Source organism: Pseudomonas sp. GW460-12-10-14-TSB1 (assembly GCF_017349775.1).
GTDB classification, from domain to species: Bacteria; Pseudomonadota; Gammaproteobacteria; order Pseudomonadales; family Pseudomonadaceae; genus Aquipseudomonas; species Aquipseudomonas piscium.
The window spans coordinates 170,170-189,702 of the sequence record NZ_JACNAC010000006.1 but is presented as its reverse complement, the minus strand read 5'-3'; the positions used below and the strand labels follow the sequence as shown (position 1 = coordinate 189,702).

General features: G+C 59.9%; 20 protein-coding genes. 11 read left to right on the top strand and 9 right to left on the bottom strand.

Annotated features, from left to right (window positions below; translation table 11 throughout):
- Positions 1-234: 234 nt before the first annotated feature.
- On the top strand, positions 235-477 hold the full coding sequence (locus tag J4D52_RS06545) for a hypothetical protein (protein WP_102676041.1): 243 nt from the start codon (positions 235-237) through the stop codon (positions 475-477).
- 84 nt (positions 478-561) lie between these two features.
- Here the strand turns inward: J4D52_RS06545 and J4D52_RS06540 are convergent, their stop codons facing one another.
- From J4D52_RS06540 to norR, 5 genes are all read right to left on the bottom strand, one after another.
- The gene (locus J4D52_RS06540) at positions 562-1,311 is read right to left on the bottom strand and encodes a YkgJ family cysteine cluster protein (RefSeq protein ID WP_063432916.1); all 750 of its coding nucleotides are present in this window, start codon (positions 1,309-1,311) and stop codon (positions 562-564) included.
- Positions 1,312-1,403: 92 nt separating this feature from the next.
- The gene (locus J4D52_RS06535; RefSeq protein ID WP_025806174.1) at positions 1,404-1,739 is read right to left on the bottom strand and encodes a hypothetical protein; all 336 of its coding nucleotides are present in this window, start codon (positions 1,737-1,739) and stop codon (positions 1,404-1,406) included.
- 63 nt (positions 1,740-1,802) lie between these two features.
- Positions 1,803-2,294, bottom strand: coding sequence for an N-acetyltransferase (locus J4D52_RS06530; protein ID WP_025806173.1), 492 nt, complete (start codon positions 2,292-2,294; stop codon positions 1,803-1,805).
- Between the two features lie 3 nt (positions 2,295-2,297).
- Complete coding sequence (locus tag J4D52_RS06525; RefSeq protein ID WP_025806172.1) at positions 2,298-3,200, bottom strand: chemotaxis protein CheV; 903 nt, start codon at positions 3,198-3,200, stop codon at positions 2,298-2,300.
- A 161-nt stretch (positions 3,201-3,361) separates the two neighbouring features.
- Complete coding sequence (gene norR / locus J4D52_RS06520; protein WP_063432913.1) at positions 3,362-4,915, bottom strand: nitric oxide reductase transcriptional regulator NorR; 1,554 nt, start codon at positions 4,913-4,915, stop codon at positions 3,362-3,364.
- A gap of 156 nt (positions 4,916-5,071) precedes the next feature.
- On the opposite strand from norR, the gene hmpA reads away from it, so the two are divergent.
- The 9 genes from hmpA (at position 5,072) to queC (ending at position 13,947) form a co-directional block, all read left to right on the top strand.
- Complete coding sequence (gene hmpA / locus J4D52_RS06515) at positions 5,072-6,253, top strand: NO-inducible flavohemoprotein (protein WP_063432912.1); 1,182 nt, start codon at positions 5,072-5,074, stop codon at positions 6,251-6,253.
- Positions 6,254-6,433: 180 nt separating this feature from the next.
- Entirely contained in the window at positions 6,434-6,973 is a 540-nt protein-coding gene (locus J4D52_RS06510; protein WP_063432911.1) for an ester cyclase, read from the top strand.
- Between the two features lie 24 nt (positions 6,974-6,997).
- A complete protein-coding gene (locus J4D52_RS06505) occupies positions 6,998-7,507 on the top strand; it encodes a disulfide bond formation protein B (protein WP_063432910.1) in 510 nt (169 codons plus the stop codon).
- A 795-nt stretch (positions 7,508-8,302) separates the two neighbouring features.
- Positions 8,303-9,244 (top strand): ubiquinol oxidase subunit II, encoded by a 942-nt coding sequence (gene cyoA / locus J4D52_RS06500; RefSeq protein ID WP_009045491.1) that lies wholly within the window; start codon positions 8,303-8,305, stop codon positions 9,242-9,244.
- 3 nt (positions 9,245-9,247) lie between these two features.
- The gene (gene cyoB, locus J4D52_RS06495; RefSeq protein WP_007929700.1) at positions 9,248-11,266 is read left to right on the top strand and encodes a cytochrome o ubiquinol oxidase subunit I; all 2,019 of its coding nucleotides are present in this window, start codon (positions 9,248-9,250) and stop codon (positions 11,264-11,266) included.
- Between the two features lie 3 nt (positions 11,267-11,269).
- A complete protein-coding gene (locus tag J4D52_RS06490; RefSeq protein WP_007929702.1) occupies positions 11,270-11,896 on the top strand; it encodes a cytochrome o ubiquinol oxidase subunit III in 627 nt (208 codons plus the stop codon).
- Entirely contained in the window at positions 11,896-12,231 is a 336-nt protein-coding gene (gene cyoD, locus J4D52_RS06485; protein ID WP_007929704.1) for a cytochrome o ubiquinol oxidase subunit IV, read from the top strand. The genes J4D52_RS06490 and cyoD overlap by 1 nt, the downstream gene beginning before the upstream one ends.
- A gap of 11 nt (positions 12,232-12,242) precedes the next feature.
- The gene (gene cyoE / locus J4D52_RS06480) at positions 12,243-13,130 is read left to right on the top strand and encodes a heme o synthase (RefSeq protein ID WP_025806166.1); all 888 of its coding nucleotides are present in this window, start codon (positions 12,243-12,245) and stop codon (positions 13,128-13,130) included.
- Between the two features lie 118 nt (positions 13,131-13,248).
- A complete protein-coding gene (gene queC, locus J4D52_RS06475) occupies positions 13,249-13,947 on the top strand; it encodes a 7-cyano-7-deazaguanine synthase QueC (protein ID WP_025806164.1) in 699 nt (232 codons plus the stop codon).
- 93 nt (positions 13,948-14,040) lie between these two features.
- On the opposite strand, the gene J4D52_RS06470 is transcribed toward queC, so the two are convergent.
- Positions 14,041-14,922 (bottom strand): queuosine precursor transporter, encoded by an 882-nt coding sequence (locus tag J4D52_RS06470; RefSeq protein ID WP_025806163.1) that lies wholly within the window; start codon positions 14,920-14,922, stop codon positions 14,041-14,043.
- Positions 14,909-15,511 carry a helix-turn-helix transcriptional regulator gene (locus J4D52_RS06465; RefSeq protein WP_025806162.1) on the bottom strand — a complete coding sequence of 201 codons (603 nt, stop codon included), beginning with the start codon at positions 15,509-15,511 and terminating at the stop codon, positions 14,909-14,911. Before J4D52_RS06465 ends, J4D52_RS06470 begins: the two co-directional genes overlap by 14 nt.
- A gap of 494 nt (positions 15,512-16,005) precedes the next feature.
- On the opposite strand from J4D52_RS06465, the gene glyA reads away from it, so the two are divergent.
- A complete protein-coding gene (glyA, locus tag J4D52_RS06460; protein WP_063432909.1) occupies positions 16,006-17,361 on the top strand; it encodes a serine hydroxymethyltransferase in 1,356 nt (451 codons plus the stop codon).
- A gap of 97 nt (positions 17,362-17,458) precedes the next feature.
- On the opposite strand, the gene J4D52_RS06455 is transcribed toward glyA, so the two are convergent.
- Both J4D52_RS06455 and J4D52_RS06450 read right to left on the bottom strand, forming a co-directional pair.
- The gene (locus J4D52_RS06455) at positions 17,459-18,160 is read right to left on the bottom strand and encodes a hypothetical protein (protein WP_063432908.1); all 702 of its coding nucleotides are present in this window, start codon (positions 18,158-18,160) and stop codon (positions 17,459-17,461) included.
- Positions 18,161-18,384: 224 nt separating this feature from the next.
- Positions 18,385-19,527: a fatty acid desaturase gene (locus tag J4D52_RS06450; RefSeq protein WP_102676042.1), complete on the bottom strand. Its 1,143-nt coding sequence runs from the start codon at positions 19,525-19,527 to the stop codon at positions 18,385-18,387.
- Between the last annotated feature and the right edge of the window lie 6 nt (positions 19,528-19,533).

The window sequence follows — 19,533 nt, the reverse complement described above, 5'->3', positions numbered from 1 at the left end:
GCCAGCGCCGGGGGGCAGATGGGACGGGAGGATGGCCCGTATCGATGGCCCCTTTATAGCCGACCGACCGGGTCAGCAACGTGACGCCTGCCTGACAGCGCTGTCAGCAAAGGCCGACCTATGACCCTGGCCCATGACGGTCGCGGCAGGCCAAAGATCCGCAACGTCGGTATACTGCCGGCCTTCGCGGCCCGCTTTCGCGGGCCCGGCCTTTGCTTTTCACCCGGAGCTTCCATGACTACCCCAGCACAACCGCCTGTGTCCGACGCTCCCAGCGCCGACCAGGTCGATGACGCCAGCGCGCCTGGCGAAGGCAAATCGGCGATCGCGCCGTTCAAGTTTCCGTTCAAGCCGTCCGAGTTCGCCCAGGCCAAGAACGCCCAGCAACCCTGGTACAAGAACGGCGCCACCAACGGCCACACCAAGACCCCAGGCGCGGCGCCACCCGGCACCCGTCGCTCGATGGGCAAGCGCTGAACCTGAGCTTTTGTAGGACTTCGACGACCTTCAGATCTTGCGCACCCTTCAGATGCGATAGCAGCCCGCGGCAGCGGCTACAGATCAGGCCGCGCGCAGGGAAATGAAGGCGTAGGTGAGCGGCGCCTCGGTTACCACCTGGGCGCCGGCGTCCTGCACCTGCCCGGCAATGTCAGCACCGGATACATGGAACAGCCACTCGCTGGCCGGCGCGGCCAGCGGTTGCGCCTGGACCCGCTCGATGGCTTCGGCGAGGGCGGCCATGTCCGGCAGGTAGGCGGTAAAGCCATCGCCCTTGAGCGCGGTGGTGTGAATGCCCAGCAGTTGGCAGATGGCTTGTTTGCTGTGGATATCGTCGCGGTCGGCCTGGCGTGAGCGTTGGATCAGTTCGGCCAGTTCCAGGTCCGCCAGCTCGCCGCCGACGATCAGCTCCGGGCCTTTTTCCCAGGATTCGGGTGGGCATTCCTTGATCGCCGGGTTGAGGGGGATGTGCGGGTTGATTTCCATCGGGTAGATGCGGCACACCAGCGGCCGGCGCTCATAGATCCGGCACAGCTGGTCTTCGTCAAGATTCCGGCAGGGGCCGACGTTGTAGGCGGCGAAGGTGATCGCCACATGGGCCTGGGCATTGCCGCTGGGCACCACACAGGAGCGCCGTTCGGCGTGCTCACGCTGCTCGGCCGGCAGCCCCAGGCCGTTGCTCAGGAACCCCTCCACCAGCACTATCACCTGGCCGCCATCCAGCGCCCACTGGCGGGCTTCGCCGAGGGTCAGGGGAACGTGGTGATCGTTGCAGCACTTGCCGCAGCCTACGCAGGAAAAACGAGTATTCATTGAGCCAGCAGCCATAGTCGAAAGGCGGAAGCGGCGACGGAATGACTCACATCGCCCTGTGAATAGCGCTCTCGAAGCAAGTTATGCGCCAGTCACCGACCCTTGGCTTCGAGGGCGGGGCGAATCGAATCCCACTCGGTGACATGGGCGCTCTTGCGCTGTTTGTCGTACAGGCACAGTTCGACGCCAATCTGGCCCTTCATGTGTTTTTGCGGGTACTGGCCCTGGAGCAACAGGGCGCTGTAGCCGACCCGGTCGTCGAACTGCGCGGCGTTGCCCAGCACTTTGACATTCTTCAGCTGGCTGGCCTTGGTGCAACTGGCCCGCACCTGCTTGTCGAATGTCGCCCAGGCGTCCGGGCTGGAGGCCTGGGCCTGGCTGGCGAGAAGGGCGGTCAGGCAGGCGAGGCTCAGAGACAGGGCTTTCATGGCGGGGCGTTCCTTCGTTCACGGGTGTGCGAGGGAGTATGCCTGCGGCAGCGGCTACAGGCGTTACAGCGGCGTGTGGGGAACCTGCTCGCGGCGGATCGCGACCATGCCGACGCTGTCGTACAGCCCGCGAGCTCGCTGGTTGTCTTCCAGCACCCGCAGGTCGACAAAGGCTTCGCGGCGCTGGCGGAAGACCTCGAAGGCCTGCAGCAGCAAGGCCCGGCCCAGGCCCTGGCCGCGAGCCCGCGGATGCACCACCAGATCCTTGATATAGGCGCTGGTCCAGCACTGGATCACCCCGACGACGCCCTCGGCATCCTGGGCCACCAGGCACAGTTGCGGGTCGTATTCGGCGTCGCTTTCGAAACGTTGGCGCCAGCTGTCCAGCTCCGGCACGCGACCGCCGCCGTCCTGATAACCGAGGTGCATCAGGCCATGCACCGCTTCGGCCAGCTCGGGCCGATAGCTGTCGAGGCTGAAGGCGGCGGGCCAACTGGCGGCCGCCGGTTGCCCGGTCAGGTCGCGGCGCATCAGCAGGCAGTAGTTGTCGGCCATGGCTCAGGCGCTCTGGGCGGCGATGTGACGGGCCGCTTCGATCAGGCAGCGGGTCAGGTCCGGCGAGGAGAACTTGGTCAGTACCGCGTTGGCGCCGGCCAGGCGGGCCTTTTCCGCGTTCATGGCGCTGTCCAGCGAGGTATGCAGCAAGACATAAAGATGGGCGAAGTCCGGGGTCTCGCGCAGGGTGCGGGTCAGGGCGTAACCGTCCATCTCCGACATCTCGATGTCCGAGACGATCAGGTTGATCTCCTGGGCGGTGCCTTGCAGGTCCAGCAGGCAGTCGATGGCCTCCTTGGCGCTGCGCGCGGTGTGGCATTGCAGGCCGAGATTGCGCAGGGTATGCACCGACTGCTGCAGGGCCACCTGGCTGTCGTCGACCACCAGGATCCGCGCGTTACCCAGCAGTTCGGCGTCTTCCATGCTCAGCTCGGTCGGCGCGGTTTCGATCTGCGCCGGGGCGATGCCGTGGATGACTTTCTCGATGTCCAGCACTTGCACCAGGGTGCCGTCGACCTGGGTGACCCCGGTGATATAGGACTTGACCCCGCCGGAGCCGTAGGGCGGTGGGCGGATGTCGGTGGTCAGGCAATGCACGATCTTGCTCACCGCCTGCACATGCAGGCCCTGCTTGGAGCGGCTGACGTCGGTGACGATCAGGCAGCCACCCTCGGGGTCTTCCAGCGGCCGTTCGCCGATGGCCCGGCTCAGGTCGATGACCGACAGCGAATTGCCGCGCAGGGTGGCGATGCCTTTCACGTGGGGGTGCGATTCCGGCAGTTTGGTCAGCGGCGGGCAGGGGATGATTTCACTGACTTTGAGCAGGTTGATTGCCATCAGCTTGCCGCTGCGCAAGGTGAACAGCAGAAGCGAAAGGGAATCTGCGCGGGCTTTGTTGGAAGACATAAAAACCTTCTGTGGAAAAAAGGTGGTTCGCGCCATGGGCCGCGAACAGCGAGCGATAACGGGTTATCGACGTGTAGAGGGCTGGCTTTAGCGGCTTTGTCGGTTTGGGGATCTATTGCGACAGTGTAGGAGCGCGTTCGCTCCTGCATGGTTCGCACTCTCTATTTCAGTCCCAGACGCTTGGCCATGCGCCCCAGGTTGGCGCGGTCCAGGCCCAGCTCGCGGGCGGCGCTGGCCCAGTTGTGCTGGTGGCGTTCAAGGCAAGTGCTGATCAGTTGGCGCTGATAGTTTTCGGTGGCCTGGCGCAGATCGCCGATGCCTGGGTTGTCTGCCTGTTCTGTTGGGGCCGGGGCCAGGGGCGCGGTCGGCGCCGAGGCGTCCGGCAGGTCCAGGTCGGCGGCGCTCAGGCTGAGGATCTTCGGCCGCTCGCGGCAGTTGCCCAGGGCCTTGAGGGCGCTGCGGCCGATCAGGTGTTCCAGCTCACGCACGTTGCCCGGCCAGGAATAGGCCAGCAGCGCCGCCTGGGCATCGCTGGTCAGGCGCAGGCTGCCCAGGCCCATGCGCGAGCGATTCTGTTCGAGGAAGTAGCCGCTGAGCAGCAACACATCGCGGCCACGGTCGCGCAGGGCCGGCACCAGCAATGGGTAAACGCTGAGGCGGTGATAGAAGTCAGCGCGATAACGGCCGCTACGCACTTCTTCGGCCAGGTCGCGGTTGGTGGCGGCAATCAGCCGCACGTCGACCTGATGTTCCTGGTCCGAGCCCAGGCGTTGCAGCTGGCCGCTTTGCAGCACGCGCAGCAGCTTGGCCTGCACAGTCAGCGACAACTCGCCTACTTCGTCGAGAAACAGCGTGCCGCCATTGGCCAGCTCGAATTTGCCGCGGCGGTCGTTGGTAGCGCCGGTAAAGGCGCCCCGCACATGGCCGAACAGTTCGCTTTCCACCAGGGTGTCGGGCAGGGCGGCGCAGTTGAGGCTGATCAGCGGCTTGTCGGCCCGGGGCGAGGCGGCGTGGATGGCCTGGGCCACCAGTTCCTTGCCGACCCCGGTTTCACCGGTGATCAGCACCGTCAGGTCGCTGCCGCCGACCAGGCCGATTTCCTCCAATAGGCGTTTGTGGGCCTTGCTCTGGCCGATCATCTCGCGATTCTGGCCGCTGGCCTGGCGATAGACCTCGGCGCGCTGGTGTTCGTCTTCGGCGCGCAGGGCCAGGCGCTCGATGCGCTCGGCGGCGTTGACGGTGGCCGCCGCCAGGCTGGCGAACGCCTGCAGGGCATCCAGTTCGATGGGTTCGAAGCTCTGTGGGTCGAGGGCATCCAGGGTCAGCAGGCCCCAGGGGCGCTCGTCGATAAACAGCGGGCAGCCCATGCAGTCGTGGACTTCCAGGTGTTCGTGCAGGCCATCCACCAAGCCGTCGTAAGGGTCCGGCAAGTCGCTGTCGCTGGCGAAGCGGGTAGGGCCGGGATGGCTGAGCAGGGCGGCAAAACGCGGGTGTTCGCTGACCTTGAAGCGCCGGCCCAGAGTGTCGGTGCTCAGGCCGTCCACCGCCAGCGGCACCAGCCATTCGCCATCCAGGCGCAGCAGCGCGGCGGCGTCGCAGGGCAGCAGGGCGCGCATGGCTTCCAGCAGGCGGCGGTAGCGCTCGCCTTCGGGCAGTTCGCGGGACAGGTCGGAGACCAGGGGCAGCAAGGCAGTGAGCAGGGATTTTGCGGTCATAATGACTCCGTATGGTCTTAATGACTATAAATGCTGCTTTGTCGATATGACTACAAGTATTTTAAGTTATTGATTTATATGGTTTTTATTGTTGGCACGGAAACTGATAGGTAAAGGGTAACCTGCAAGAAGTCAGAAAGCTCAGGAGTAGTACCTATGCTTAGCGTCGAAGATCGTGCCATCATCAAATCCACCGTGCCGTTGCTGGAAAGCGGTGGCGAAGCCCTGATCACCCACTTCTACCGGATGATGCTCTCCGAGTATCCGCAAGTGCGCCCACTGTTCAACCAGGCGCACCAGGCCAGCGGCGACCAGCCACGGGCCCTGGCCAACGGCGTATTGATGTACGCCCGGCACATCGACCAGCTCGACCAGTTGGGCGACCTGGTGGCGAAGATCATCAACAAGCACGTGGCCCTGCAGATCCTGCCGGAGCATTACCCGATCGTCGGCAGTTGCCTGCTGCGTGCCATCTCCGAAGTGCTGGGCGAGGAGATCGCCACGCCGGCGGTGATGAACGCCTGGGGCGCGGCCTATAACCAGCTGGCGGACATCCTGATCGGTGCCGAAGGCGCGATCTACGACCAGAAGGCCCAGGCCCCGGGCGGCTGGCGCGGTGCGCGGGAATTCAAGCTGGTCCGCCGGGAGCAGGAGAGCGCGGAAATCACCTCGTTCTATTTCGAGCCTGTGGATAACGGCCCGATTCTCGCCGCCGAGCCGGGTCAGTACATCGGCATGCAACTGTTCCTCGATGGTGAGGAAATCCGCCGCAACTACTCGCTGTCGGCCCTGTCCGACGCCGGTCAGTACCGCATCAGCGTCAAGCGCGAAGCCGGTGGCCGCGCTTCCAACTATTTGCACGATCAGATGCAGGTTGGCGCCAGCATCCAGCTGTTCCCGCCGGCGGGCGAATTCACCCTGGCGGACAGCGACAAGCCGCTGGTGCTGATCAGCGGTGGCGTCGGCATCACTCCGACCCTGCCGATGCTCGAGGCCGCCCTGGCCAGCCAGCGTCCGGTGCACTTTATCCACTGCGCGCGCAATGGCGGGGTGCATGCGTTCCGCGATTGGGTCGACGGCCTGGCCGCGCGTCACCCGCAACTCAAGCGCTTCTACTGCTATGCCGAAGACGACGGCGTCAGCCCGGTGGCGGACAAGGTCGGCCTGCTGAGCCAGGAGCAACTGGCCGAATGGTTGCCGCAGGAGCGTGACCTGGACGCCTACTTCCTTGGCCCGAAAGCCTTCATGGCGGCGATCAAGCGCCACCTCAAGGCCCTGGGCGTACCGGAAAAACAAAGCCGCTACGAGTTCTTCGGCCCGGCCGCGGCACTGGAGTAACCCCACCGGCCAGCCTCCGCCCGGAGGCTGGCCTCTTGTAGCCGCTGGCGCAGCCAGCTGCTACAGGGCACAGGCCGCACTCGTAAAAATCCTTTAAAGGTTAATCCGTTCTTAACCTGTTTATCGTTAATTCCCCGATGCTGATGATAGGCGCTCGTTCGCACTGATCAGGATCATCCCATGCAACTCTCAGCCATTCCCCGCATCACCCTGGCCGCAACCTTGCTCGCCAGTCCCCTGGTTTTTGCCGAGCCGGCCTTGCTCCAGGCGCAGACCCTGGTCGTCGATCAGAGCCTGCCCAAGGTCCAGCGTGAAGCCATGGAGCTGGCTGCGAGGCGCTACGGCAGTTTCTGGAACAGCGGCGATGAAAGCCTGGCCAAGGCCGCGCTGGCGGAGAACTTCGTCGATATGACGCCGCCTGCGGGGCGGGTCCAGGGCCCGACCGGGCCGCTGCTGGCGTCGCGGTTCTTTCGCACGGCGGTGCCGGACCTGAGCGCACAAATCGAGCAGATGATCGTGGCCGGGGATCGGGTGGTGGTGCATCTGCATTTTCGCGGGCACTTCAGCGGGACCTTCAATGCACTCAAAGGTCATGGTCAGCGTGTAGACTTCCGGGCAACCGATATCTATCAGATCGCCGATGGCCGGATCACGGCCAATTGGCATATCGAAGACAACCTCAGCCTGATGCAGCAGTTGCAAACGCTGCCGTCGGGTTGAGCCACAGACAGAAAGGAATTGAGGATGACTGACGACACACTGCGTTTGGGGCGCGAGCGACGCTTTCTGGTGTTGCTGGGGGTGATCTGCCTGGCGCTGATCGGCGGCGCGCTGTACATGCAGGTGGTGCTGGGCGAGGCGCCTTGCCCGCTATGCATCCTGCAGCGCTATGCGTTTTTGCTGATCGCGATTTTCGCCTTCATCGGCGCCGCCATGCGCAGCCGTCGCAGCCTCACTGTGTTGGAAGCCCTGGTAATGATCAGCGCGCTGTTCGGCGCGGCGGTGGCGGGGCATCACGTCTACACCCAGGCCAACCCCGCGGTCAGCTGTGGCATCGATGTGCTGCAGCCGATCGTCGACAGTCTGCCGCTGGCGACCGTCTTCCCCCTGGGGTTCCAGGTCGATGGCTTCTGCTCCACGCCGTACCCGCCGGTGCTGGGCCTGTCCCTGGCGCAATGGGCGCTGGCGGCCTTTGTGCTGACCCTGGTGCTGGTGCCGCTGGGCATCATTCGTAACCGTCGCAAAAGCGCCTGATCCGGCGCAAAAAAGCCCCGGTCCCGATGTTCGGGAGCGGGGCTTTTTTGCGTGTAGGACAATGTGCGAAAGGGGCGTGATATGGGGCAATCGGATGCGCGATAAAAGTGCGACATGTTGTCACATGGCGGTGTCGCAGCTGTGTTTCAGCAGATGACGTCGAGACGATTTTTCTTGCACCAGGAGCGAAAAAAGTCTGTCAGTTCGTGTCGACGTGGTGAACCGCAAAACACGCATAGCCGGCTATCTAAATAAATCGTTTCAGCCCTCGTTTTACAAGGGATAGCGCGATGCCATCGGTGGATTTTCCGTTGGTGAAAGGCCCCTTTTTCGACCTGGCTGGAAGGCGTTTTCGGGGCTTTTTATTGCGAATGAATATCGATATGATCGCGACCCGTTGCAATAATCGCCACGTATTGTTGCGCGAACCGATAAAAATTATTTCGGGATAAGACATGGTTTATAAAACGCTACATATCTACAATCGCCCGCACTGAATTTCCGGCGCTGCTCACCCCTGAGCTTACGGCGGCGGTCGAGGGGCGTTGGACGCTCCATGCGACCCCAGGTGTCGGCACCTTCCAAATATCCGCACCAAATGGAATTGGTCTGTAACAAGGCCTTTGACCACGAATTCGAATAAGAACTCACTGCTAGCCCAGGATTTGTCAAACAGCGCGTAACGCGCCGGGCAGGCCCTTATTCAATCGAAGAAAAAATGCCAACCCTTGGCACGGTGAAGTGTTGGCCATCAAAACCCAACTGCATTGCGCAAGCTGCTTTAGAGGTCGTGAGATGAGTAAAAACAGGTACCCCCGATTACTAGGCTTTTTGCCGCTGCTTGGCATGATGTTAATGCTGGGAGGCTGCAAGTGGACCTTGCTCGACCCGAAAGGACAGGTCGGTCTGGATGAGCGAAACCTGATCATCACCGCTACCCTGCTGATGCTGCTGGTCGTGATTCCGGTGATCGTGATGACCTTCGCGTTTGCCTGGAAATACCGCGCGTCCAACACCAACGCGACCTACGCGCCCAAGTGGTCGCACTCCACCAAGATCGAAATCGCGGTGTGGCTGGTCCCGATCCTCATCATCATTGCCCTGGGTTATGTGACCTACAAGTCCACCCACGCGCTGGACCCGTACCGTCCGCTGGAATCCGACGTCAAGCCGATCAACATCGAAGTGGTCGCGCTGGACTGGAAGTGGCTGTTCATCTACCCGGACCAGGGTATCGCCACTGTTAACCAAATCCGGTTCCCGGAGCACACTCCGCTGAACTTCAAGATCACCTCCGACGCCGTGATGAACTCGTTCTTCATCCCTGCTCTGGGCGGCCAGATCTACGCGATGGCAGGCATGCAGACCAAGCTGCACCTGATCGCCAACCAGAAAGCTGAAATGGAAGGCATCTCCGCTAACTACAGTGGCGCTGGCTTCACCGGCATGAAATTCAAAGCGATCTCGACGAGCCAGGAAGATTTCGACGCCTGGGTAGCCGAAGTCAAGGCCGCACCTAAACAGCTTGATCAAGCTGAATACGAAGCCCTTGCCAAACCTAGCCAGAACAACCCTGTCGCGCTGTACTCCTCGTACACGCCGGACCTGTTTCAGAAAATTGTCGACAAGTATGAAGGCATGAAACCAGGCAAGCCGGTCAAGCACGAGAAGAAAGAAGTGGCCGCTGTGGAAGGGACTGACATGAGCTCGCATTCAGCTGCTGGGGCAGAGGAGTAAACGATGTTTGGTAAATTAAGTCTGGACGCGATACCGTTCCACGAGCCGATTGTCATGGTGACCGTTGCCATGATCATCCTCGGTGGTCTGGCGCTTGTCGCGGGTATCACGTACTTCAAGAAGTGGTCCTACCTGTGGACCGAATGGCTGACTTCGGTCGACCACAAGAAAATCGGCGTGATGTACATCATCGTCGCCATGGTCATGCTCCTGCGTGGTTTTGCCGACGCGATCATGATGCGTACCCAGCTGGCCATGGCCACCGAGGGTTCGCCGGGCTACCTGCCTCCTGAACACTATGACCAGATCTTCACCGCCCACGGTGTGATCATGATCATCTTCATGGCGATGCCATTCTTCACCGGCCTGATGAACCTTGCAGTGCCGCTGCAGATCGGCGCGCGTGACGTTGCCTATCCGTTCCTCAACTCCCTGAGCTTCTGGCTGCTGGTTTCCGGCGTCGTGCTGATCAACCTGTCCCTGGGCGTCGGCGAATTCGCCAAGACCGGCTGGGTTGCGTATCCGCCGCTGTCGGGCCTGCAATACAGTCCGGGCGTGGGTGTCGACTACTACATCTGGGCGCTACAGCTATCCGGGCTAGGGACGACGCTGACGGGGGTCAACTTCCTGGCCACCGTGCTGAAAATGCGTACCCCGGGCATGAAGATGATGGACATGCCGATCTTCACCTGGACCTGCACCTGGGCCAACGTGCTGATCGTGGCTTCGTTCCCGATCCTGACCGCTACCCTGGCACTGCTGACCCTCGACCGTTACATGGATTTCCACATTTTCACCAATGAACTTGGTGGCAATCCAATGATGTACGTGAACCTGTTCTGGGCTTGGGGTCACCCTGAGGTGTACATCCTGATCCTGCCGGCGTTCGGTATCTTCTCCGAAGTCATCTCGACCTTCTCGGGCAAGCGTCTGTTCGGCCACCACTCGATGATCTACGCTTCCGGCGCGATCTCGGTACTGGGCTTCATGGTTTGGCTGCACCACTTCTTCACCATGGGTTCGGGTGCCAGCGTCAACGCCTTTTTCGGCCTGGCGACCATGCTGATTTCCATCCCGACGGGGGTGAAGCTGTTCAACTGGCTGTTCACCATCTACCACGGCCGTCTGCGTATCACCAGCCAGGTTCTGTGGACCCTGGGCTTCATGGTGACCTTCGCCATCGGCGGCATGACCGGCGTACTGCTGGCCATCCCGGGTGCTGACTTCGTCCTGCACAACAGCCTGTTCGTGATCGCGCACTTCCACAACGTGATCATCGGTGGTGCTGTATTCGGCTACATCGCTGGTTTCAGCTTCTACTTCCCGAAAGCGTTCGGCTTCAAGCTGCACGAAGGCTGGGGCAAGGCTGCATTCTGGTTCTGGATCTCGGGCTTCTTCGTCGCGTTCATGCCGCTCTATGCACTGGGCTTCATGGGCATGACCCGTCGCCTGAACGCCACTACCAACCCTGAGTGGGTGCCGTACCTGTACGTCGCCATGTTCGGTGCGGTGATGATCGCCATCGGTATCGCCTGCCAGCTGATCCAGCTGTACGTCAGCGTGCGTGATCGCAAGCAGAACCAGACCGTTTCCGGCGACCCGTGGAATGCCCACACCCTGGAATGGTCGACTTCGTCGCCACCACCGTTCTACAACTTCGCCGTACTGCCGAAGGCCAATGGCATCGACCCGTTCACCGAAGCCAAGGAAAACGGTACCGCGTACCAGAAGCCTGCTCGTTATGAACCGATCCACATGCCGAACAACACCGCCACCGGCCTGGTGATGGGTGCTCTGCTGACCGTCTTCGGTTTCGCGATGATCTGGCACATCTGGTGGCTGGCGATCGCTAGCCTGGCCGGTACCGTGATCTATTTCGTGATCCACGCGGCTCGTGATGATCAAGGCTACATGGTGCCGGTCGACGTGATCGAACGCATCGAAGCCGAGCAGCACGCTCGCCTGGTAGCCGAGAAGAAGATTCCGGCCAACCGTGTAGAAACCTCGTTGGAACAGGCTTAAACCATGTCGAACTTAGTGACCAATGCTGGACACACCCATGTCGATGACCATGGGCACGATGACCATCACCACGACTCGGGCGAGATGACCGTATACGGTTTCTGGCTCTACCTGATGACCGACTGCATTCTGTTTGCGTCGATCTTCGCGGTGTACGCGGTACTGGTAAACAACGTAGCGGGTGGCCCGTCGGGCCACGACATCTTCGAACTGCCTTACGTGCTCGGCGAAACCGCCTTGCTGCTGTTCAGTTCGATCACCTACGGCTTCGCCATGCTGGCGTTCTTCCGGGGTAACAAGAAGCAGGTCCTGGGCTGGCTGGCCCTGACCTTCCTGTTCGGCCTGGGCTTCATCGGCATGGAGATCAACGAGTTCCACCTGCTGATCTCCGAAGGCTACGGCCCTAGCCGCTCAGGCTTTCTGTCCGGGTTCTTCACCCTGGTCGGCACCCACGGTCTGCACGTGACCGCTGGCCTGATCTGGATGGCGATCATGATGTATCAGGTCAACAAGCACGGCCTGACCGCAACCAACAAGACCCGCCTGAGCTGCCTGAGCCTGTTCTGGCACTTCCTGGACGTGGTCTGGATCTGCGTCTTCACCGTTGTTTACCTGATGGGGACTATGTAATGGCTAATGCACACTCCCATGACAGCCATGATGCTGGCCACGGCAGCGTAAAGTCGTACGCCATCGGCTTCATCCTGTCGGTGATCCTGACAATCATCCCGTTCGGCCTGGTGATGTACCCGACCCTGCCGAAATCCATCACCTTGATGATCGTGCTCGCCTTCGCGGTGATCCAGGTCCTGGTTCACCTGGTGTACTTCCTGCACCTGGACCGCTCCGAGGCCCAGCGTAACAACGTGATTGCGTTCGTCTTCGCTGCCCTGGTGATCGTCCTGCTGGTTGGTCTGTCGTTGTGGATCATGTTCAGCATCCACACCTACATGATGGCGAAGTGAGGTAAGACCCGATGTCGCTCAAGCACTTTATCCAAATCACCAAACCGGGGATCATTTTCGGTAACGTGCTTTCTGTGGCGGGCGGTTTTTTCCTGGCCTCCAAGGGACATGTCGATCTGGCCATCTTCCTGGCCGCGATGATCGGCACGTCCCTGGTGGTAGCTTCCGGTTGCGTGTTCAACAACTGCATCGACCGCGACATCGACCTGAAGATGGAGCGCACCAAGAACCGCGTGCTGGTTCAGGGCCTGATCTCCCTGAAAGTGGCACTGGTCTACGCGACCATCCTGGGTGTCGCCGGCGTTGCGTTGTTGTACAAGGTGGCCAATCCGCTGGCGGCGCTGTTTGCCGTGATCGGCTTTGTCATCTACGTCGGCTTCTACAGCCTGTACCTCAAGCGCAAGTCGGTGCACGGCACGCTGGTGGGCAGCCTGTCCGGGGCGATGCCGCCGGTGATCGGTTACGTGGCCGTGAGCAACAGCTTCGACATGGCCGCGCTGACCCTGCTGGTGATGTTCAGCCTGTGGCAGATGCCGCATTCCTACGCCATCGCGATCTTTCGCTTCAACGATTACCTGGCCGCATCGATTCCGGTGCTGCCAGTGAAGCGCGGCATCCTGGTGGCCAAGAAGCACATCCTGCTCTACATCCTGGCGTTCCTGGTGGCGACCCTGATGCTGACCTTCAGCGGTTATGCCGGCATGAGCTACCTGGCCGTCGCGGCCGCGATGGGCATGTACTGGCTGTACATGGCCTGGACCGGCTACAAGGCGGTGGACGACACCGTCTGGGCCCGCAAGCTGTTCGTGTTCTCGATCTTCACCATCACCGCGCTGAGCGTGATGATGTCCCTGGATTTCAAGGTACCGAGCGAACTGCTGCTGACCTACGCGCCATAAGCTGCAAAGGCTGTAAAAAAGCCCCGCCTTCGAGAGAAGCGCGGGGCTTTTTATTGAGTGTCAGTCAGTGGGCTGTTTAAATATTCAAAATGACTCTATTCATGCAGGAAGCAGAAAGATGAAGAAAAAAGCCGTTGTCGTATTCAGTGGCGGGCAGGACTCGACAACCTGTCTGATCCACGCATTGCCGCTCTATGATGAAGTGCACTGTATTACCTTTGATTACGGTCAGCGCCATCGCGCAGAAATAGAAGTGGCGCAGCAGCTCGCGAAGCAGCTGGGGGCGACAGTCCACAAAGTGCTGGATGCTTCGTTGCTCAATGAGTTGGCGATCAGCAGTCTCACTCGAGACAATATTCCGGTTCCGACGGTGAACAGTTCAGGCGAAAGCCTGCCTAGCACTTTCGTGCCGGGAAGAAACATTCTGTTTCTGACCCTGGCCTCTATCTATGCCTACCAGGTAAAGGCTGAAACGGTCATTACGGGGGTGTGTGAAACGGACTTCTCTGGTTATCCCGATTGCCGTGACGAGTTTGTAAAGGCCTTGAACAAGGCCGTCGAGTTGGGCATGGAATACCGCCTGCGTCTTGAGACGCCACTGATGTGGCTGAACAAGGCGCAGACGTGGGCCCTGGCGGATTATCACAATCAGTTGAGCCTGATTCGCGAGCAGACCCTGACTTGCTACAACGGCGTGATTGGCAGCGGTTGTGCCAATTGCGATGCCTGCAATCTTCGTGGCAGAGGGCTGAATGATTATCTGGGGAACAAGACAGCAGTCATGGATAGCTTGAAAAGCAAGATGAATTTGCAATGAAGGCTTGATCGACAGCATGCCAATGGATTTCAACACTGCATCCACCTGCCGGATGAGTGTTGAATCCATCAGCTTGAGACAATAGGGGTTGTACTATTTTGTCTGACTATCCGTCATGTATCTTTTGAACAGTGACCTTGCTCCATAGGCAGGCAAGATGTTGAAGAAGGCAAAGCACACCTTGATCGCGATCTGCACATAAATCATGTTCAGGATGTCGTTGTTTTGCATCGAGCCATAAAAGGCAATGTAGCAAAACACGAAGCTGTCGATAATGACCGCGAACAGCGTACTCAAGAATATCCGCAGGAACAGGAACCTGGAGTTCGTCAGCTCTTTTATCTTGCACAGCAAGTACGAGTTTATGTTTTCAGAAACCAGGAAAGACACAGAGGACGCCACCAGAACGGATGACACATGAATGATCACGTCGTTGTACGGGGTGTCGAGCTTCCAGCCTGGCAGGCCGGGGAGAAAGGTCGAACCATAGAGCAGGATGATAATCATGGCGTTGCTGGCAAAGGCAAAGAAAATCGCTTTTCTTGCCAGCCTGAGTCCGAAGTTCTCGTTCAACAGGTCAACGATCAAGAATGTCAGAGGGTAAAGGAAGGTACCCGGAGTGATAATGATGCCAAGGGATTCAAGATAAATGGGCTTGGTTGCGGCAATGCTGGTGAATATATAGAAGGTAAAGAGCAGTAGATTGAGGATGATATAAATCATCCATGAGCTTTCGTGGCGGTCATTCAGGTCGTATGCGGTCAGCGCTCCTCCTTGGGAGTAGAACTTCTTGTAAATATTTTTAACTTCCATTTTGTTCAGGTTTTCCATTATTTCGCTGTTAAGCACTTCGCTCAGTTTGATCTTTATGACTTTGCCTGTAGCGATGATCATGATCACGGCCAGGTTCTTGTTGTTCTCAAAGCCCAGAAGTTTATATTTGCTGTTCTCGAGTTCGCCTTCATACGCTGTCATTGAATCGCTCCTCGATGATGTCACCCACCACAAAAACTCGGTCTGAGTCGGAGCATGGCTCATTGATGATGAACAGCTTTTTTGTCTGCCTGTCGTAGACCAGTTTTTCCTTGTCGTCGGTCGACGTTCCCTTTTGAATGATCAAGAGGTCGCCGACCTCGTACATGCCCTTGATCTCATTCTCGAGCAGCACCGCTATCAAGTTGTAGGATGCGCCGAAGTAATAGGTCAATGGATAAAGTATGGCCAGTTCGCCAATCCGTTTGTCCATGTTGATCATCAGCAGGCTTTCCTTGAGGATCGGAACCGCCGCCGGGTTCATGTTTCCTTGTGGGGAAATACTGCTGTCGATGATCTCCTTCTCTTCAAAATCGACGGTTTCTATTTCTTCGTAGGAGACACCGAAGAAATCGGAGATTTTGCGAATGGTGGATTGCTGTACGTTGCTGACCTTGCCTTCCAGAATGTTGTAGATGGTCGTTCTGGTCAGGCCGCTGGCATTGCACAAAGACAGTTGCGTCTCGCCGCGACTTTTTATCAGGTATTTGATATTGCTCTTCAAATACTCTGTTCTTTCTCTTCTGTGCATCAAATGCTCACCATTTCCTTATAGTCGCCACGCATAGAGTCTTTCATAGAGGGCGTGGCTTGCATGACATTCAACTGCTCGACGTCAAAAGTGAGAACAGTCGGATTGATGCGGCAAGAGCTTGTCGGCTTCTTTCGTGGTCGGTACCAACTCGCTAGCGCTCCTTTAGCCAGCCTGCATCCATCCTGGAATATTTCGTTGTCGGTATAGGGCGCGCTCGGAATCCTTGGGAGGGTTCGGATCGGGGCGCTGCGGGGGGCAAGTGTTGCATGTCCCAGTCATGACAATAAAGCCCCGAAATGCGCGGTGCCGTCGCCTTGAAGGGCGAGCATTCAGCCGCAACGCAAATCTGCTGTTCCTTCCCATTCCTCGGAAAAGAAGCATTTTGTTTGGAAAATGTTTAATTTTTTGATTAATTGGCTGCTTGCGAACGTTAAACCAGGAAGCGTGCTGTCGTTCGTGGCACGCAAATGACAAGGAAGGAACACCGAACGATGGCAGCTTATACAGAACTACTCAGGAACCAGGCCGACCTGCTGCGACAAGGTCTGGCGGATCTGCGAGCAGAAGACACCGAACTGGCTGGGATCCTGGACGCTGAAGTCACGCGTCAACACCGCACACTGTCTCTGGTTTCATCTTCCTGCGCGGCCAACCCGCGAATCCTCGCGGCGTCTGCCTCGGCACTGGTCAACGTCACCGCCGAGGGCGCACCAGGCAAGCGCCATCAGGTTGGTTGCGAGAACGTCGATCTGGTCGAGTCTCTGGCGATTCGCAGGGCGCGGGAGTTGTTCGGGGCGCAATATGCCAGCGTACAGTCACACTCCGCCTCGAACGCCAACTACCAGGTGCTGGCTGCCCTGCTCGAACCCGGGGACACCATTCTCGGCATGGCCCTCGATCATGGCGGGCATCTGACCCACGGCAGCCCTGTCGCATTCACCGGCACCCACTACAAGGCGATCCGCTACGGCACCACATCGCAGGGCGTGATCGATTACGCAGAGGTTCGCCACCTGGCGCTCGCCCATCGTCCGCGCATCATCATCTGCGGTGCGACCGCCTATTCCCGGGTCGTGGACTTCCAACGCTTTCGCGCTATTGCCGATGAGGCCGGGGCCATCCTGCTGGCGGACATCTCCTATATCGCCGGGCTGGTCGCAACGGGGCGGCATCCGAGCCCGATCGACGTGGCGCATGTCACCACCGCTTGTACCCACAAGCAACTCGCGGGGCCTCGTGGCGGCCTCATCCTTTCCGGGCGGGACGCCGACACCAAGGTTCCCGGCCTGAGGGGGAGCTTCAGTCGTGTCCTTGAGCGAGCGGTATTCCCCAGGATGCAGGGCTCGCCGGCGGTCAACATGATCGCTGCCAAGGCCGCCGCGCTGGGCTACGCGATGTCCCCGGAGTTCGACGCCTACATGGGGCGGATTCGCAGCACGGCCGATGCAATGGCCAGCGCATTCATGGCGCAGGACTACGAGGTCGTGGGCGGGGGGACGGAGAACCACACGATTCTGCTCAGGTTGCGTGGGGGCATCAGCGGTTCGATTGCCGCCTCGGCACTGGAGCGATGCGGCATCATGGTGAGTAAAAACCGCGCACTGGGGGAAACCCGATCCTCATTCGTCGCCAATGGCTTGTGTATCGGCACGGGTTCCATCGCCCAACGCTACATCGATCCTGTGGGGTGTCGTGAAGTGGTCGATCTGGTTTGCCGGATCCTGGACAAGGTGACGCCCCTCAGCGAGCAGAAGTACCGCCTGGAGCCTGAGTTGCAGGAACAGTTCCGTCTGCAGACCGAGGCCTTGTGCGCGATGTATCCTATCGCCGATTACCGGGGCAACTGAGGGGCCCCGGCCTTTCATTCGTAGGAGCCAGCCGCTGAGGGGCGCGCTGCGCTGTTGCGCGATCCGCCATCTGCACGAGCCAGCTCGCTGGTACGGGTTATTGCTGTTGTAGAGCGCTGTAGCCTTCGAACGCGGTCTGCTGCTGGATCGCGGTGACGATGTTCTTGCGGGTGGCCGGCTGTTCGTTGCCGTCCTTGTCGAAGAACACTTCGCTTTCCAGTTCCGCCTCGTCACCTTCGCCAACAAAGGCGAAACCGAGGAACTCGAAGACTTCACGGTCGACGTTGGCCTTGGAGCGTGGACGGATCGGCAGGGTGACGCTGATGCCGTCCTTGCTGATGGCGAACACTTCCATTTCCTTCTTCGGCCGCGCCTTGCTTTTGCCGCCGCCTGGGCTGCTGATGGCCTGATGGGTCTGGTTCAGCACTTTCAGCGCCAGGCCGTAGACCAGCTCCTGGAAGCTCGGGTCGTCCTTGTAACTGGAGAGGATGCGGCTGATCGGGAACTTGCTGCTCAGGTCTTCGAGGGCGGCGCTGTCGGCGGCCTCGGCGTCCTTGAGCTGTTTGAGCTGGCCCATGAGTTCATAGGCGCGATCGTCGTCGAAGCGGTCGTGAGCCTGGCGGATCTCGGCGCGCAGTTCGCGGATCTGGTCGCTTTCCTTGGTGGACTGGAAAGCATCGAGGACCATCTCGCTGATGGTCTTGGCCTGGGAGACGTGCTGTGAAAGATTGATGGCGTTTTCGTATTCCGCTTTGGACGACAAGGCGTTTACGGATTCTTCTGTATTGGAATCGGACATTGATATTTCACTACTTCGTTTAACTGGAAATGAGGCTAGAAAAGCACCGGGCCTTTTCAGGGCGCCTAATTTATGGGACCGAGGCCCCATTGTCACGGACCAACGGACCGGTGCGAAAAGGCGTGGCTCTACTGACCCACGATCGACGGGAAAATTCCGGCGCCGATCTTCCTTGGCGAGTGCTCGCAGGGCAACGCCCGACGGGGCCTCGCACCTCATTTCCTTCAGTATTGCGCCTGCTGGCGAAACTCGGCGAACGAGACCATGCGCTGGCGCGCCGGGTCCCACAGCTTGAGTCGCAGGCAGTGGTAGATATCCCGCGGGTGCAGCGAGGTGGTGATAGGTGACTGCAACGCGGGGATCGCCGCCATGGCTTCCGGCAGGCGGTAGAAGGGGATGCCCGAGTTGGCGTGATGCACATGGTGGTAGCCGATATTGGCGGTGAACCAGGCCATCAGCGGTCCGGTGCGCATGTAGCTGGAGGAGAACACCGCGGTGGCGGCGTAGTCCCAGTCGCCGCGCTCGGGGTAACGCACGCCGGGGAAGTTGTGCTGGCAGTAGAACATGTAGGCGCCCAGCGCCGAGCCGGATAGGCTGGGGATCAGCACCCCGTACAGCAGGATGTCCGGCGCCAGCAACGCCAGGGCGATGGCGCTCGCCAGGTTCAGCGCCAGCGCCAGCAACGACCAGAGCCGATGCCGCGGCTGGGTGATCAGCGACACCATGCAGATGCTGAAAATGAAGATGCTGAATGAGGCCAGGAGGATCATCAGCGGGTGCCGGGCGATGCGATAACGCAAGCGCTTGAGGCGCCCGGCTCGGGCATATTCCTCGGTGGACAGCAGGGGAAAGGTGCCCAGGTCCGTGTGGGTGGACAGCAACGGCAGGCGGTTCTGCTCCGCGCCGACGTACTGGCAGCTGTGGCCGTGATGGTAGTCGTGGGACTGCTTCCACAGCGTCGGCGGTGCCATCAGCAGCAGGCCGAAGGTCTTGAAAAACACCTCGGCGAAACGCGAGCCCTTGAGGATCGCACCGTGCATGTAGTCGTGGTAGAGCACGAACATGCGCACCAGGGACAAGCCCAGCAGCACGCTGCACGCCAGGCGCAGCGGCCACCACAGCGGCATGGCCACGGCCGCGCCGAACAGCCCGATCACCAGCAGCGTCGAGTAGAAATGCCACCAGCTCAGGCGGCGGTTTTCCACGGTGAAAGGCAGGGTCTGGCGAATCAGCTCCTTGCCATGACGCGCCAGTTGCTCGCGGTTCAGGCCATCGGTGGGCCAGGGGATGGCCCCCGGCAGAGGCTGCTCCTGGCCTGAGCCGGCAGGGCAATAAGGCGGGGCGGTCGAGGTGTCCAGCGTGCGCATGGGTGC

Bases quoted from the DNA above. Each gene is read 5' to 3' on its own strand.
- cyoE (WP_025806166.1), top strand. From the start codon at position 12,243: ATGTCGCTCAAGCACTTTATCCAAATCACCAAACCGGGGATCATTTTC.
- J4D52_RS06490 (WP_007929702.1), top strand. From the start codon at position 11,270: ATGTCGAACTTAGTGACCAATGCTGGACACACCCATGTCGATGACCAT.
- J4D52_RS06535 (WP_025806174.1), bottom strand. From the start codon at position 1,739: ATGAAAGCCCTGTCTCTGAGCCTCGCCTGCCTGACCGCCCTTCTCGCC.
- cyoA (WP_009045491.1), top strand. From the start codon at position 8,303: ATGAGTAAAAACAGGTACCCCCGATTACTAGGCTTTTTGCCGCTGCTT.
- J4D52_RS06470 (WP_025806163.1), bottom strand. From the start codon at position 14,922: ATGACAGCGTATGAAGGCGAACTCGAGAACAGCAAATATAAACTTCTG.
- J4D52_RS06450 (WP_102676042.1), bottom strand. From the start codon at position 19,527: ATGCGCACGCTGGACACCTCGACCGCCCCGCCTTATTGCCCTGCCGGC.
- J4D52_RS06540 (WP_063432916.1), bottom strand. From the start codon at position 1,311: ATGAATACTCGTTTTTCCTGCGTAGGCTGCGGCAAGTGCTGCAACGAT.
- J4D52_RS06465 (WP_025806162.1), bottom strand. From the start codon at position 15,511: ATGCACAGAAGAGAAAGAACAGAGTATTTGAAGAGCAATATCAAATAC.
- hmpA (WP_063432912.1), top strand. From the start codon at position 5,072: ATGCTTAGCGTCGAAGATCGTGCCATCATCAAATCCACCGTGCCGTTG.
- cyoB (WP_007929700.1), top strand. From the start codon at position 9,248: ATGTTTGGTAAATTAAGTCTGGACGCGATACCGTTCCACGAGCCGATT.
- J4D52_RS06545 (WP_102676041.1), top strand. From the start codon at position 235: ATGACTACCCCAGCACAACCGCCTGTGTCCGACGCTCCCAGCGCCGAC.
- queC (WP_025806164.1), top strand. From the start codon at position 13,249: ATGAAGAAAAAAGCCGTTGTCGTATTCAGTGGCGGGCAGGACTCGACA.
- cyoD (WP_007929704.1), top strand. From the start codon at position 11,896: ATGGCTAATGCACACTCCCATGACAGCCATGATGCTGGCCACGGCAGC.
- norR (WP_063432913.1), bottom strand. From the start codon at position 4,915: ATGACCGCAAAATCCCTGCTCACTGCCTTGCTGCCCCTGGTCTCCGAC.
- J4D52_RS06530 (WP_025806173.1), bottom strand. From the start codon at position 2,294: ATGGCCGACAACTACTGCCTGCTGATGCGCCGCGACCTGACCGGGCAA.
- J4D52_RS06455 (WP_063432908.1), bottom strand. From the start codon at position 18,160: ATGTCCGATTCCAATACAGAAGAATCCGTAAACGCCTTGTCGTCCAAA.
- glyA (WP_063432909.1), top strand. From the start codon at position 16,006: ATGGCAGCTTATACAGAACTACTCAGGAACCAGGCCGACCTGCTGCGA.
- J4D52_RS06505 (WP_063432910.1), top strand. From the start codon at position 6,998: ATGACTGACGACACACTGCGTTTGGGGCGCGAGCGACGCTTTCTGGTG.
- J4D52_RS06510 (WP_063432911.1), top strand. From the start codon at position 6,434: ATGCAACTCTCAGCCATTCCCCGCATCACCCTGGCCGCAACCTTGCTC.
- J4D52_RS06525 (WP_025806172.1), bottom strand. From the start codon at position 3,200: ATGTCTTCCAACAAAGCCCGCGCAGATTCCCTTTCGCTTCTGCTGTTC.